This is a genomic window from Paracoccus sp. J55 (genome assembly GCF_000513975.1).
Classification (GTDB): Bacteria; Pseudomonadota; Alphaproteobacteria; order Rhodobacterales; family Rhodobacteraceae; genus Paracoccus.
In genome coordinates this window covers 1-13632 of record NZ_AZVA01000032.1, presented here as the reverse complement: position 1 = coordinate 13632, position 13632 = coordinate 1, and the positions used below count along the sequence as shown (strand labels likewise).

Below are 13632 nucleotides of genomic sequence, written 5' to 3'. Positions count from 1 at the left end.
ATGTTCCTGCGCGACGACGATCCCCCCGCCCGACGGGTCGAGAAGCTGACGCGCATCGCCGATGTGCTGGTCGAGCGCATCGACCGGCTGGAGGAAAGCCGCGGCTCGGCCTGGTCGATGTTCCAGGCCGCCGTGGCGCTGGAGCAGGAGGTGCAGGTCCGCACCCGCGAGCTGGAGCAGGCGCTGGCCGACCTGTCCGAGCGCAACCGCGAGCTGGCCGTGGCCCGCGCCTCGGCCGAGGAGGCGAACCGCTCCAAGACCCGCTTCCTGCGCGCCGCCAGCCACGACCTGCTGCAGCCGCTTTCGGCCGCCAAGCTGTTTTTGTCGGCGTTGAAGGACACGCCGCTCGACCCCTTGCAGCGCGAGCTGACCGACCGGCTGTCGGGGGCCTTCGAATCGGTCGAGGAGCTGATGCACGCGGTGCTGGACATCTCGCGCCTCGACAGCCAGCGCATCGAGTTCCAGCGCAAGCCCGTCGATCTGGGCGAGCTGTTCCGCCGCCTCGCCGTCGAATACGCGCCGATGGCCGAGGCCAAGGGGCTGCGGCTCAGCTTCGCGCCGACCACGGCCGCGGTGGAAAGCGACCCGACCTTCCTGCGGCGGATCGCGCAGAACCTGGTCTCGAACGCGATCAAGTATACCGACCGGGGCGGGGTGCTGGTGGGCGTGCGCAAGCGCGGCGAGCGCGCCTGGCTGGAGATCTACGACACCGGCATCGGCATCGCCGCGCCCGACCGCGCCCGCATCTTCGACGAGTTCCAGCGCATCGGCCGCGAGGGCGGCGGCGTGCCGGGCATGGGGCTGGGCCTGTCGATCGTGCGCCGCGCCTGCGCCAAGCTGGGCCATCCCATCGCCATGGACAGCGAGCCGGGGCGCGGCACCGTGTTCCGCGTCAGCCTGCCGCTGGTCGCGCCGGGGGTCGAGCCGGCGCGGCCCGAGGGCGCCGGTCATGGCCCGTATCTGCGCGGCCGGGTGGCTCTGGTGGTCGAGAACGACGACGCCATGCGCCGCGCCCTGCAACTGGTGCTGCAGGACAAGCTGGGCATGGTCGCCCGCGTCTCGGGCGGCATCGCCGAGGCGCTGGCGCAGATGGGCGACGAGCCGCCGGACGTGGTGATCGCCGATTACAATCTCGACAACGGCGATACCGGGCTGGAGGCCATCGCCGCCCTGCGCGAGGCTGCGGGACAGGCGGTGCCGGCCATCGTCGTCTCGGCCCGCCGCGCGCCGGAACTGGGCGCAAGCCAGCGGATGGGCGTGCCGGTGCTGGAAAAGCCGGTCCGTCCCGAGGATCTGCAGGCCATGCTGCAGCAGATGCTGGCCTAAGACCAAAGCACGAAAGTGCCGCCGGCGGGCTTTCGTCCCGACCCCGGCGGGGGCAGGGTCGCAAACAGGAAAGGGAGGATCGGGATGAGGATCTTGCGCGGCTTGGCGGTGATCGGATTGCTGGCTTCGCCGCTTGCGGCGGGCGAGGCGGGGGATCTGGTCTTTGCCGAACGCGGCCCCTGGGACCTGTCGCAGGGCCCGCTGGTCTGGGCGCTGCGCCAGACCGGGCCCGAGGTCGAGGGCTTCACCCCGCTGGGCGAGGGCACGATCTCGCTCAGCCAGGTTGCCGATCCCTCGGACGGCCAGCCGGTTCTGGAACTGGCCGAGGAAACCGAGCGCATCCAGCGCAGGATCGGGCCCTTCCCGGTCTCGGGCGGCGATCCGGCGCTGACCTTCTTTCTGGAAACCACGGCGCGGGACATGGTCGCGCTGACCGGCGGCAGCCCGTTCTATATCCGCAACCGGCTGAAGGATGCGCTGTTCCGGGGCGGCGAGGTCCGGCGCGAGGGCGAGGCGACCGTCGCCGTCTTCGCCCCCTTCCGCGAGGACGAGAACCGCGAGCGCATGTTCGGCTTCGACACGCTGGAGCTGCGCTTCACCCTGGGCGATCCGAAGCGGCCGATCCGGCGCATGCTGGCCGAAACCGGCCCGCTGGCGGGCGGCCGGCCGGCCTATCACAGCGAGATGGTGTTGAAATGATCCGGGCAACCCTGACGGCAGCCCTGACGCTTTCGGCCGGCATGGCCGGGGCGCAGGCGGTGAACGACTATCCGACCAATGCGCGCGCCGATTACGTCTTCGTCTGCATGGCGACGAACGGCCAGACCCGCGAGATGCTGGAGCGGTGCAGCTGCGCCATCGACCAGATCGCCGAGATCCTGCCCTATGACGATTACGTCAAGGCCGAGACGGTGCTGGCCATGCGCCAGACCGCCGGCGAGCGCGCCGGCATGTTCCGGCAGGGCGTCGCCGTCAACGAGATGATCGCCAATTTCCGCCGCGCCGAGGCCGAGGCCGAGATCCTCTGCTTCTGAACTGGACAATCCGGCCGCCCCGCGCTTCCTTGTCGGCAAGCTGAACAGGAGGGAAGCCATGGATCTGGGGATCAGGGGCAAGAAGGGCCTTGTCTGCGCCGCGTCGAAGGGCCTGGGCCGGGGCTGCGCCGAGGCGCTGGCCGAGGCCGGGGTCGATCTGGTCATCAACGCGCGCGGCGCCGAGGCGCTGCAGGCCACGGCCGAGGAGATCGCGGCGAAACACGGCGTTTCGGTCACGCCGGTCGCCGCCGACATCACCACCGAGGCAGGCCGCGCCGCCGTGCTCGACGCGCTGGGCGGGCAGGCCGACATCCTGGTCAACAATGCCGGCGGCCCGCCGCCCGGCAGCTGGACCGACTGGTCGCGCGAGGATTTCATCAAGGCCATCGACGCCAACATGCTGACCGCCATCGCGCTGATGCAGGCGCTGGTGCCGGGCATGATGGAGCGCGGCTGGGGCCGGGTGGTCAACATCACCTCGCAATCGGTGCGCACGCCCATCGCCATCCTGGGCCTGTCGAACACCGCCCGCGCCGGGCTGACCGGCTTTGTCGCCGGCATGTCGCGGCAGGTGGCGCCGCATGGCGTGGTGGTGAACAACCTGCTGCCCGGCATCCATGCCACCGACCGCGCGGACAGCCTGGATTCCGGCGTCGCCAAGGCCGAGGGCATCGGCGTCGACGAGGCCCGCCGCAGGCGCGAGGCGACCATCCCGACCCGCAGCTACGGCCTGCCCGAGGATTTCGGCGCCACCTGCGCCTTCCTGTGCAGCCAGCATGCCCGCTTCATCGTCGGGCAGAACATCCTGCTGGACGGCGGCGCCTCGAACATCTCGATCTGAGGGCGCGGCGGCGGGCCGGTCGGCCGGGCGGTCGGCGCGTCGGGCGCAGGAAGGCTCTTGCCAGAACCCCGCGGCCCGGCTACGACAAAAGTCGGAAATCGGGAGACATTGGCGCAAGCCAGGGCCGAAGGAGCAACCGCCCCGGGAATCTCTCAGGCAAAGGGACCGTTTTCCAATGTACGCTCTGGAGAGAGGCGGCAGATGCCGTCCGCCGAAGGGATAACGATCTCAGGCGCCCCCGTTTCGGGGTAGGGACAGAGGGGGCATCTAACCGGGCGGGATCGGTCCGTCCGCAAGACAGGGGATGCCCATGGCCGAGCTTCGGCGCACGATGCTATACGACCTGCACCTTTCGCGCGGCGCGAAGATGGTGCCCTTTGCCGGCTGGGAGATGCCGGTGCAATATCCGATGGGCGTGCTGAACGAGCACCTGCACACCCGCGCCCATGCCGGCCTGTTCGACGTCAGCCACATGGGCCAGGTGATCCTGCGCGGCCCCGGCGCTGCCGAGGCGCTGGAGAGGCTGGTGCCCGCCGATATCGTCGGGCTGGCCGAGGGCCGGCAGCGCTACGGCCTGTTCACCAATGACGCGGGCGGCATCCTCGACGACCTGATGATCGCCAACAAGGGCGACCACCTTCTGCTGGTGGTGAACGCCGCCTGCGCCGAACAGGACATCGCCCATCTGCGCCGGCTGGAAGCCGCCGGCATCTCGGTCGAGCCGGTGACGGATCGCGGGCTGCTGGCCCTGCAGGGTCCCGAGGCCGAGGCGGTGCTGGCGCGGCTGGTGCCCGGCGCCCAGGCGATGAAGTTCATGGACGTGGCCGAGTTCGACTGGCAGGGCGCGACGCTCTGGGTCAGCCGCTCGGGCTATACCGGCGAGGACGGGTTCGAGATTTCCGTGCCCGGGGACCGTGCGGTCGCGCTGGCCGAGGCGCTGCTGGCCGAACCCGAGGTCGCGCCCGTCGGGCTGGGCGCCCGCGACAGCCTGCGGCTGGAGGCGGGGATGCCGCTTTACGGCCATGACATGGATGCCTCGACCCTCCCGGGCGAGGCCGGGCTGGGCTGGTCGATCCCCAAGGTCCGCCGTGCGGGCGGCGCGCGCGCGGGCGGTTTCCCGGGCGCCGAGGCGATCCTGCAGGAACTGGCCGAAGGCCCCGCCCGCAGCCGCATGGGCCTGCGCCCCGAGGGCCGTGCGCCCATCCGCGAGGGGGTCGAGATCTTCGACGGGGCCGAGGGCGGCGCGGCGATCGGCACGGTCTGCTCGGGCGGCTTCGGCCCCTCGGTCGGCGGGCCGGTCGCCATGGCGGTCCTGCCCGCGGGGCTTGTCCCCGGCGCGACCCTTTGGGCCGAATTGCGCGGCAAGCGCATTCCGGTGACGATTACTCCGCTTCCCTTCCACAAACCGAGCTACAAGCGCTGAGAGGCCAGGCATGCTGAAATACACCGAAGACCACGAATGGCTGAAACAGGACGGCGACGAGATCGTCGTCGGCATCACCGCCCATGCCAGCGAGCAGCTGGGCGATGTCGTCTTCATCGAACTGCCCGAGGTCGGGCGCGAGGTCGAGGCGGGCGAGGAGATCGTGGTGATCGAATCGGTCAAGGCCGCCTCGGACATCGTGGCCCCGGTCGCCGGCGTCATCACCGCCGTCAACGAGGCGCTGCCCGACGCGCCCGGCGCGGTGAACGAGGACCCGATGGCGGCCTGGTTCTTCCGCATCAAGCCGGCCTCGGTCGACCTGTCCGGATTCATGGACGAGGCGGGCTATCAGGCGCTGATCGGCTGAAGCTGCCGGGCCTTGCGGCCCGGCGGAAGCCGGGGGCGCTTCGCCCCCCGGACCCCCCGAGGGTATTTGGAAAACGGAGAAAGGCGGGGCGTTCCCGGCCCGTGCGATCCCGAAGGCAATGCTTGTGAACATTCTGACGCATCGAGGCCAGTGATGGGTAAATGGACCCCGACCGACTATAATCCCGACGATTTCGCCAATCGCCGTCACATCGGGCCTTCTCCGGCCGAGATGGCGGCGATGCTGAAGGTCGTGGGCGCCAAGACGCTGGAGGAGCTGATCGGCCAGACCGTCCCGGCGAGCATCCGGCAGGCCGAGGCCCTGGACTGGCCGGCGCTGTCCGAGGCGGAGCTGCTGCAGCGCATGCGCGAGGTGGCGGCGAAGAACCAGGTCATGACCAGCCTGATCGGGCAGGGCTATTACGGCACTGTGACGCCGCCGGCGATCCAGCGCAATATTCTTGAGAACCCGGCCTGGTATACCGCCTATACCCCCTATCAGCCCGAGATCGCCCAGGGCCGGCTGGAGGCGCTGCTGAACTTCCAGACCATGGTCGCGGACCTGACCGGGCTGCCGGTGGCCAATGCCAGCCTGCTGGACGAGGCGACCGCCGCCGCCGAGGCCATGGCCATGGCGCAGCGCGCGGCGAAGTCCAAGGCCCGCGCCTTCTTCGTCAGCGAGAACCTGCACCCGCAGACCGTCGCCGTGATCGAGACCCGCGCCGCGCCCTTGGGCATCGAGATCGTCCGCGGCCGGCAATGCGACCCCTCGCAGGTCTTCGGCGCCATCTTCCAGTATCCCGGCACCTTCGGCGAGATCCGGGACTACACCGCCGAGATCGCGGCGCTGCATGCGGCGGGCGCGGTGGCGATCATGGCCACCGACCTTCTGGCGCTTTGCGTGCTGAAGGAGCCGGGCGCCATGGGCGCCGACATCGCCATCGGCTCGGCCCAGCGTTTCGGCGTGCCCATGGGCTATGGCGGGCCGCATGCCGGCTTCATGGCCTGCCGCGACGAGATGAAGCGCGCCATGCCGGGGCGGATCGTCGGGGTTTCCATCGACGCCAAGGGCAACCAGGCCTATCGCCTGTCGCTGCAGACCCGCGAGCAGCATATCCGGCGCGAGAAGGCGACCTCGAACGTCTGCACCGCCCAGGCGCTGCTGGCGGTGATGGCGAGCTTCTATGCCGTGTTCCATGGGCCGGTGGGCCTGCGCGCCATCGCCCAGCGGGTGCATCTGAACGCGGTGACGCTGGCCGATGCGCTGCGCGCCGCCGGGGCCGAGGTTCAGCCCGAGGCGTTTTTCGACACCATCACCGTGCGGGTGGGCGTGGGGCAGGCGGGCATCCTCGCCGCTGCCCGGCATCGCGGCATCAACCTGCGCAGGGTCGGGCGCGACCGGGTCGGCATCTCGGTCGACGAGACCACGGATGCGGATGTGATCGCCCGGGTGCTGGACGCTTTCGGCATCACCGATCCGGCCGCGCCGGCCAAGGTGCCGGCGATCCCCGAGGCGCTGATCCGCGAAAGCGACTACCTGACCCATCCGGTCTTTCACATGAACCGGGCGGAATCCGAGATGATGCGCTATATGCGCCGCCTGTCGGACCGCGACCTGGCGCTGGACCGGGCGATGATCCCGCTGGGCAGCTGCACGATGAAGCTGAACGCGGCGGCCGAGATGATGCCGATCACCTGGCCCGAATTCGGCGCGCTGCATCCCTTTGCGCCCGAGGACCAGGCCGCCGGCTATCACGAGGTCTTTGCCGACCTGACCGAGAAGCTGTGCGCCATCACCGGCTATGATGCGTTTTCGCTGCAGCCGAACAGCGGCGCGCAGGGGGAATATGCCGGGCTTCTGACCATTGCCGCCTATCACGAGTCGCGTGGCGAGGATCGCGATATCTGCCTGATCCCGGTTTCCGCGCATGGCACCAACCCGGCCAGCGCGCAGATGGCGGGGATGAAGGTCGTGGTGGTGAAATCGGCCCCGAACGGCGATATCGACCTGGAGGACTTCGCCGACAAGGCCGCGAAGGCCGGCGACAGGCTGGCGGCGGTGATGATCACCTATCCCTCGACCCATGGCGTCTTCGAGGACACCGTGCGCGAGGTCTGCCGCATCACCCATGAGCATGGCGGCCAGGTCTATATCGACGGCGCCAACATGAACGCCCTGGTCGGTCTGGTGAAGCCGGGCGAGATCGGCGGCGATGTCAGCCACCTGAACCTGCACAAGACCTTTGCCATTCCGCATGGCGGCGGCGGTCCCGGCATGGGGCCGATCGGGGTCAAGGCGCATCTGGCGCCCTTCCTGCCCGCCGACCCGCGCGAGGGTTCGGGGGCGGTCTCGGCGGCGCCCTGGGGCAGCGCCTCGATCCTGCTGATCTCTTGGGCCTATATCCTGATGATGGGCGGGGCGGGGCTGACCCAGGCGACGCGGGTCGCGATCCTGAACGCGAACTATGTCGCCAGCCGGCTGGCCGGGGCCTATCCGGTGCTGTTCATGGGCAATCGCGGCCGGGTGGCGCATGAATGCATCCTGGACACCCGGCCGTTTCAGGAGCATGGCGTGACCGTCGACGACATCGCCAAGCGGCTGATCGACAACGGCTTCCACGCCCCCACCATGAGCTGGCCGGTCGCCGGCACGCTGATGGTCGAGCCGACCGAATCGGAGACCAAGGCCGAGATCGACCGGCTGATCACCGCCTTCCTGGCGATCCGCGACGAGATCACCGAGATTGCCGAGGGCAGGATCAGCGCCGAGGCCTCGCCGCTGCGCCATGCCCCGCATACGGTCGAGGACCTGGTCGCCGACTGGGACCGGGCCTATTCGCGCGAGCAGGGCTGCTTCCCGCCGGGAGCGTTCCGGGTGGACAAGTACTGGCCTCCGGTCGGGCGGGTGGACAATGCCTATGGCGACCGCAATCTGGTCTGCACTTGCCCGCCGCTAGAGGATTACGCCGAGGCGGCCGAGTGACCCTGTGCCCCCGCCGCTGTGGCGGCGGGGCAAGCTGCCCGACGGGGCTGCAGAAAGCTGCGTGCGGGGTCTTTGCGGCTCTTGACAAGGCGCGGCGCTTCGGCGAGATAGCACGCCGATGGGGCCGTAGCTCAGTTGGTAGAGCGCATCGTTCGCAATGATGAGGTCAGGGGTTCGATTCCCCTCGGCTCCACCAGTTCACTCACACATTCAGATTGATTATCAGCCGGTTAGGCGAATGCCGCTGTGCATCACCTCACGCTAGCCCCACAGCTGAAAAAAGATGCTGCTGGATTTCACCGGACGTTCGGTGGCCGCGGAACATAGAAATCGCGCCGGATCGGCGCGCCAGATTCGGGGTGTATCCGGGAACCGTCCCGCCAGTTTCGACCGTTAGGGTGGCCGGCATCAGTTGGGGCCCGGATCGGGATGGTATCGCTGGCGGGGAGACCAGCTCGCTCGCCTCTGCCATTTGCCGATACGAGCGGGTCGCTTCGTGATATCCAATCTTCAACGCCCGGGAATACGCTCGCCACCGAAAGGAACATGGCTCTTGTAATGGCTTATCAGGCCACGCTCCTTCAGGCGGAGCAGCATTTCATGAACGCCGTCCGCACAGTCGTTCGCTACCGCAACGGTCCAATCATCGTCGATCAGGAACGTCGCTTGCTGCTTTTCTGGCCCGCCCGGTCAGTCGAGGGACCGATGGCTTGCCAATTGACCGATGCCCGCGCGATATGCGTATCGCCCCAGGTCGCGAACTCGATGATAAAACCGTACCGGGTCACCTCGACTGCCTCCAGCCTGAAGCGCAGGTTCTGGTCATGCGCGGCATCGAGGCCGGTCAACCCCAGGGTGATTGAGGGAATGGCTCCGAAAGGTGCAAGGAAGGTCGTCCTGACCCGCAAGCTCCGATCACCGTCGCCCGCCCACATCGGCAAGCCAGCGTCCACGTGATTGAAAAGCTCGCCAAACGCACTGATCATCTGCAATTCGCTGGTCCAGACCAGGTTTTGCAAAAAGGGCGAGCACGCTTCATCCAGCATATTGTTGATCTCTGAATCTGATCGTTCCCGACCGCCGCCGCGATTGGCGACATCTGACTTCACAACGCCAGATCGCTTTCCGAAGCGCCGCCGGGCCTTGGGGACCCGTTCTTCTCGCGCAGCCCTTCATTGAGACAGATCTGATCTGCGGTTTCGACGCTCATTGTGCTTGGGCGCTGGATGGCGCGGTCCCAGCGTACGATATTCTTGGTGTAAAGCTGGCAAACGACCGGGCCGGCTGCCGTTTCTACCGTCACCGGTTCGCTTTCGTAATCCTTTGGGTCGATGGAGCAGGCGGCCAAGAACACGAGCGCCGCTGCGGGGATAAACTTGATCATCCTGTCACCTTTTCGTTTCACATTTCAAAACGGCGAAGTCTTTCGGACTTATGGCTGTTCTATTTGGATGGCGCGTCCGCGACACGCCATGCCGATCAAGATCTGGCTCGCACCCCGACTCTCTCACTGGTGGGGCTCTCTTTCATCGGCGGAACTTTGCACAAGAGCCACCAGGAGGGCGGTCGAAAACAATCCGAACCCGGCCGAGACATATATCGCGAAAGCCCAGCCGATCCCCAGGCCGAGCAGCAGGGAAATCATGGCAATCACAAATGCCAATACGCCGCTGATGATCGCCAGCACGCTCGCGGTCACGGGCTTGGTCCCGGCGCGCTTCATGAGAGCCGCCCGATCGAGGTGCGGCCCTCATGGCCGTCCGATGCCATGAGCGCAGTAATCGACGCCAGGTTGGTCACGATTTGGCGCGTCTCATGGCTCGGAGTGGCGTTCGCCGTCGCGGAGAGAATTTGAGAGACCTCTTGCAACGCCTCACGCTGCCCATCCGCATAGCCGGCCTCATAACAAAGCTGCCGCCTGTCGAAATCCAGATGAAGATCGACGAGAACACGCCACTCAGCGTCCGAAACAAGAGGAGCGTCGCGATTCCTCATCGAATGATCTCCGGATTTACGAACGAAATTACTCATTAGCATGCCACCAGCTCACTCATTGACTTGTCCTAGGTCAGGTAGGAAGAAGCACATCATAGAACGGAGCAAGCCGAGTTCGGCTTGCCCAAGCGTCAGAAGCTGACATTCATACCAAGGCGAACATGATGATGTTCCGGGGTCGCCCGGGTCGAATATCCGGTCGCATCGGTCAGAGGGGTTTTCCCAAATTGACGGAATTCCCATTCACCGAACAGCGAGAAGCGATCATTGAGCTTCTTTTCCAACCCCAGGCCGACCGTCCAGGCATTGTCCTTGAAGTCGCCCTTGTAGGCCATCCCGGCCCCTTCGGTGGAATAGCCGAACTTGCCGCGCGCAAAGCCGACGCTGCCGTAGAACAGCGTATCTTTCGCATCGTTCAGGATCCCGGTTTTCCAGCGCAGGGATAGCAGCCGATCCAGCTCGCTGGACGCCACCACGCCGCCCTTATCGAAGCTGTCATCGGCACTTCCGCCTTCATAGGCCAGTTCTGGGCCCGTCACGATCTGCCGGTCGCGAAGCGCCCGCTGCCAGCGATAGCCGAGATGGACCGAATAGGTGACACCGTGGATATCCACCGAGCCGGGCGAATAGGTCGCGCCGCCGCCCGGTTTGGCGATGCCGACACGGTCATCGGCCCCCAGCGCGTAGCCTATCGCTCCTCCCAGATAGGGCCCTTGCCAATTCCTCGGGGCGGCAGGCGGTTCTTGCGGCACAACGGGGGCGGCGATCACCGGGGCGACGTAGCCCCCCCGCGAAGGCCGGGGCGAGGCTCGCGAGCAGCATGCCCGCGAAGATCGGGATATTCTTCAACATCTTGCCTATTCCGAGGTCAATTTTCTGCAACGAGGGGGCGGTTGTTCTGCAGATGCCGGATGCCCATCTTGCGGGCCTGCCTGCCCGAGGCCAGGTAGCGGGCCGGCTGCGAGACATGGGTCGGGTCCGCCAGGTCCGGGAAAAGCGCGAAGATTTCTTCCGCGGCGGCCTTGCCGACCGATTTCAACGCCTCGGGTCCGGTATACAGGGACTCCGTCTCGGCGCCGTTCGAGATCACCACCTCGTGGCGATCGAACAGAATGTGGAAATACTCCACTTCCACGAGATCGGTCGCGATATCGATCCCGTCCAGCAGGACAAGCTGCTTGGCGGCCACCAGGACCTCGGCCGTACCGAACATCTTCTGCGCGATTCTCGAGCGCACCAGAACCCGGTGCTGCGGGGAAACCAGAAGATCGCGATCCGGAACTCCCGTCCCCAGCGCCCCTGCCGCGATCCGGATAGGACGAAGATGCGGCATCGCCTCAAGCTCGCCCGCACCCAGCTTTCGCGATCCCAGCCAGCGAACGGGCTGAAAACCGTGGTCAAGAGTCTCGACCAAATCACCGACTGAAATGCTGTCTATGCGTTTATCGCCATCCATCGTCTTGATATACGTGCCGCCGGCAAAGCAAATAAAATCAATACGATCCCAGTATCCGATATGCATATTGTTGTACGAGAACGGATTTCCGCCGCTCAATACATCATTCTCGCTATCATAAGACCAGCCATTATTCTGCGCAACGGCAATGAAGCCAGGCCTTTGTTCGTGCAGAAGATTCACCTGCAGAATATCTCCATCCATCTGCAGATCGAGATCTCCCCAATGCATCTGGAGGTTGTTTGAATCAACGGGCTTGATCAACTTGACAACGTTAACCCCTCCGCTTCCATAATTGTAGGTGAAGGGAGTGTAGCCTTCCGACGTCAACTGGTCCGCGCCGCTATAGGAATAGATGTATCCCGACACCGTAGAATCGGTCCCAATAGAAATGACATCCTTCCCGAGCCCTCCTTGTACATAGCCACTGATGCTGCTATTCGGCCCAATCGAGATAAGCGTCTCTGCGCCCGGATTTGCAACAAAAGTAGACACAACGGATACATTGGCTCCGGAGCCAATTATAATCGAACCGCCCCGAGCATCGGGATCTACGCTTCCAGGGTCGACGGGTTCAGTTGCAGGCGGGGGAGGAGTTACGCTATCATAATCATAAGCCAGGACCCAGGTGGCGGTAAGGTTATCGCCAATTACATAGTTGTTTTCACCAAGGCCACCTGCAATGAACCCTGGGATAGTCGCATCGTTTCCAATATTTATCGTGGAACTTTCCGATGATGCGAGATGAATGTTTGAAGTTACAGTCAGGCCGTCACTTGCGGTAAGGCTATCATTTTCACCCGATGTAAGAATCCATAGGGCTTTCGCATCGTTTCCAAGAACGATATCCGCTGAATTCCCCGCGCCTGGCGCAATACTGAGTGCTCCAGTGATGTTAAGGCTATCGCCGGCGGTAAAGCTGGTGTCCCCTGACAGAGCAACAACTGACCCGGATATGCTGGCCTGATCTCCAAGTTGAATATCGTTAATTTCTGTCCCTTGTAGCGTAATTCCACCACCAACCGACAGACCGTCTCCGGCTGTCAGGCTGGCATTCTTGCCGCCAGCAACGATATTTGTAGTAACAGAGACGTTCTCACCAAAGGTGATGTTCTCGTCTCCGCCACCAGCGCCCTGGATTCCTCGAATTTTCGAGCCATTGCCGATATCAATATTATTCACCGCCCCATCATTGCCGTTCCCGGTATGGATGGTGCCTAGTTCTGTATTTTCCCCGGTGCTCAGATCAAGGCCTGACGCACTTGTAGCGTTGATTATCAAAGCGGAGGCATCCACGCCATCTGCAACGTTCACGGTTGGTGAAGAGTTGCCTCCAAATGAAAACTGATACAGATCTTCATTCTGCCCGTAGGGCAGGTCCTGGTTGATGTTGATATCAAAGTTTACCGGGTGATTTCCCGTACCTGCATTAATGATCGTAGGGAGAAGCGCCGATGGGTTAATGCTGCTGGACTCCACATTCAGCACGTCGCCCTCATTCAACGAGAACGTCGTTCCTTGCATTTCTGTGCCGGGCGGCCAGGCTGCCGGGTTATTCGCAATGAGCGGATCATATGCAATCAGTGTGTATGTAGCCATGAGTCAAACCTCGAAGAAGCTGCAGGTCGGCGACGCCGTATGCATCGCCGATTGGAAAGCAGAAGATGGTTAAGGCCTGTGCGAATATGTATCTTCTGCTTGATCCATGAAAAACGACATCGCTTGGATGCCGGAAAAGCCTCGCGTCAGCCTTCTGGACGTAGCTTGTTGGATTCAATCATCCATATCCGAGGCTCATAAAGGCAACTTACGATATATAGCAGCCGCATCTGGTCGACTTCCTTTCATTCGCCGCTGTGCGAGCCCCTTTCAAAGACGCGGAAGGGGCAATCTCAGCCAGTTAACGCAACTGCTCTAAAATAGATAAAAGGCGGCTGAGAACGGCGGTGAGAAATTCGTCCACGGTAGCGGTGGCTTGGTGCTGCTGCGGGCGGCGTAAAAGTCGTCCACCTATTCCCTTTCTGCGGCGGCAGGGAGGGCGTGAGGATTTACAGCGTGGACCTATATCTGAGAGTTCGCCAGGCTTGCGCGGAAGGCATGAGCCAGCGGGAAGCGGCGCGGGTGTTCAACATCTCGCGTGACACGGTTGCGAAGATGATGACCTTCTCGGTGCCACCGGGCTACCGACGGACGGCCGAGGTCAGGCGG

The 13632-nt window shown here is 64.5% G+C and carries 14 protein-coding genes, 1 tRNA gene and 1 riboswitch; of the genes, 9 read left to right on the top strand and 6 right to left on the bottom strand.

The genetic code is table 11. From position 1 onward, the window contains the following. The 8 genes from PARJ55_RS0117105 to PARJ55_RS0117070 all read left to right on the top strand — a co-directional run bounded on the left by PARJ55_RS0117105 (position 1) and on the right by PARJ55_RS0117070 (position 8169). Complete coding sequence (locus PARJ55_RS0117105; protein WP_028714130.1) at positions 1 to 1326, top strand: hybrid sensor histidine kinase/response regulator; 1326 nt, start codon at positions 1 to 3, stop codon at positions 1324 to 1326. Between the two features lie 84 nt (positions 1327 to 1410). After that, positions 1411 to 2025 carry a hypothetical protein gene (locus tag PARJ55_RS0117100; protein WP_028714129.1) on the top strand — a complete coding sequence of 205 codons (615 nt, stop codon included), beginning with the start codon at positions 1411 to 1413 and terminating at the stop codon, positions 2023 to 2025. Then, positions 2022 to 2360 carry a hypothetical protein gene (locus PARJ55_RS0117095; protein ID WP_028714128.1) on the top strand — a complete coding sequence of 113 codons (339 nt, stop codon included), beginning with the start codon at positions 2022 to 2024 and terminating at the stop codon, positions 2358 to 2360. Before PARJ55_RS0117100 ends, PARJ55_RS0117095 begins: the two co-directional genes overlap by 4 nt. Positions 2361 to 2418: 58 nt before the next feature. Beyond that, complete coding sequence (locus PARJ55_RS0117090; RefSeq protein ID WP_028714127.1) at positions 2419 to 3201, top strand: SDR family oxidoreductase; 783 nt, start codon at positions 2419 to 2421, stop codon at positions 3199 to 3201. Between the two features lie 89 nt (positions 3202 to 3290). Further along, positions 3291 to 3379, top strand: a riboswitch (glycine riboswitch). A gap of 132 nt (positions 3380 to 3511) precedes the next feature. Continuing rightward, positions 3512 to 4624, top strand: coding sequence for a glycine cleavage system aminomethyltransferase GcvT (gene gcvT, locus PARJ55_RS0117085; RefSeq protein ID WP_028714126.1), 1113 nt, complete (start codon positions 3512 to 3514; stop codon positions 4622 to 4624). 10 nt (positions 4625 to 4634) lie between these two features. Beyond that, on the top strand, positions 4635 to 4991 hold the full coding sequence (gcvH, locus tag PARJ55_RS0117080; protein WP_084637895.1) for a glycine cleavage system protein GcvH: 357 nt from the start codon (positions 4635 to 4637) through the stop codon (positions 4989 to 4991). A gap of 153 nt (positions 4992 to 5144) precedes the next feature. Then, positions 5145 to 7973, top strand: coding sequence for an aminomethyl-transferring glycine dehydrogenase (gcvP, locus tag PARJ55_RS0117075; RefSeq protein ID WP_028714124.1), 2829 nt, complete (start codon positions 5145 to 5147; stop codon positions 7971 to 7973). Between the two features lie 120 nt (positions 7974 to 8093). After that, positions 8094 to 8169: transfer RNA gene (locus PARJ55_RS0117070), tRNA-Ala, on the top strand. Positions 8170 to 8626: 457 nt separating this feature from the next. Here the strand turns inward: PARJ55_RS0117070 and PARJ55_RS22405 are convergent. The 6 genes from PARJ55_RS22405 to PARJ55_RS24620 all read right to left on the bottom strand — a co-directional run bounded on the left by PARJ55_RS22405 (position 8627) and on the right by PARJ55_RS24620 (position 13023). Beyond that, positions 8627 to 9019, bottom strand: coding sequence for an H-type lectin domain-containing protein (locus PARJ55_RS22405; RefSeq protein ID WP_051416325.1), 393 nt, complete (start codon positions 9017 to 9019; stop codon positions 8627 to 8629). Between the two features lie 59 nt (positions 9020 to 9078). Continuing rightward, positions 9079 to 9357: a hypothetical protein gene (locus tag PARJ55_RS22400; protein WP_036698507.1), complete on the bottom strand. Its 279-nt coding sequence runs from the start codon at positions 9355 to 9357 to the stop codon at positions 9079 to 9081. A 123-nt stretch (positions 9358 to 9480) separates the two neighbouring features. Next, positions 9481 to 9696, bottom strand: a complete 216-nt coding sequence (locus tag PARJ55_RS0117055; protein WP_028714123.1) for a hypothetical protein — start codon at positions 9694 to 9696, stop codon at positions 9481 to 9483. After that, positions 9693 to 9968, bottom strand: a complete 276-nt coding sequence (locus tag PARJ55_RS0117050; protein WP_028714122.1) for a hypothetical protein — start codon at positions 9966 to 9968, stop codon at positions 9693 to 9695. The genes PARJ55_RS0117055 and PARJ55_RS0117050 overlap by 4 nt, the downstream gene beginning before the upstream one ends. Positions 9969 to 10099: 131 nt before the next feature. Next, positions 10100 to 10738: an outer membrane protein gene (locus PARJ55_RS22395; protein WP_051416324.1), complete on the bottom strand. Its 639-nt coding sequence runs from the start codon at positions 10736 to 10738 to the stop codon at positions 10100 to 10102. A 98-nt stretch (positions 10739 to 10836) separates the two neighbouring features. Next, positions 10837 to 13023, bottom strand: coding sequence for a Hint domain-containing protein (locus PARJ55_RS24620; protein WP_232215731.1), 2187 nt, complete (start codon positions 13021 to 13023; stop codon positions 10837 to 10839). Between the two features lie 456 nt (positions 13024 to 13479). On the opposite strand from PARJ55_RS24620, the gene PARJ55_RS24095 reads away from it, so the two are divergent. Continuing rightward, positions 13480 to 13632 (top strand): helix-turn-helix domain-containing protein (locus PARJ55_RS24095; protein WP_156929446.1); only part of this gene is annotated, 153 nt, incomplete at its 3' end.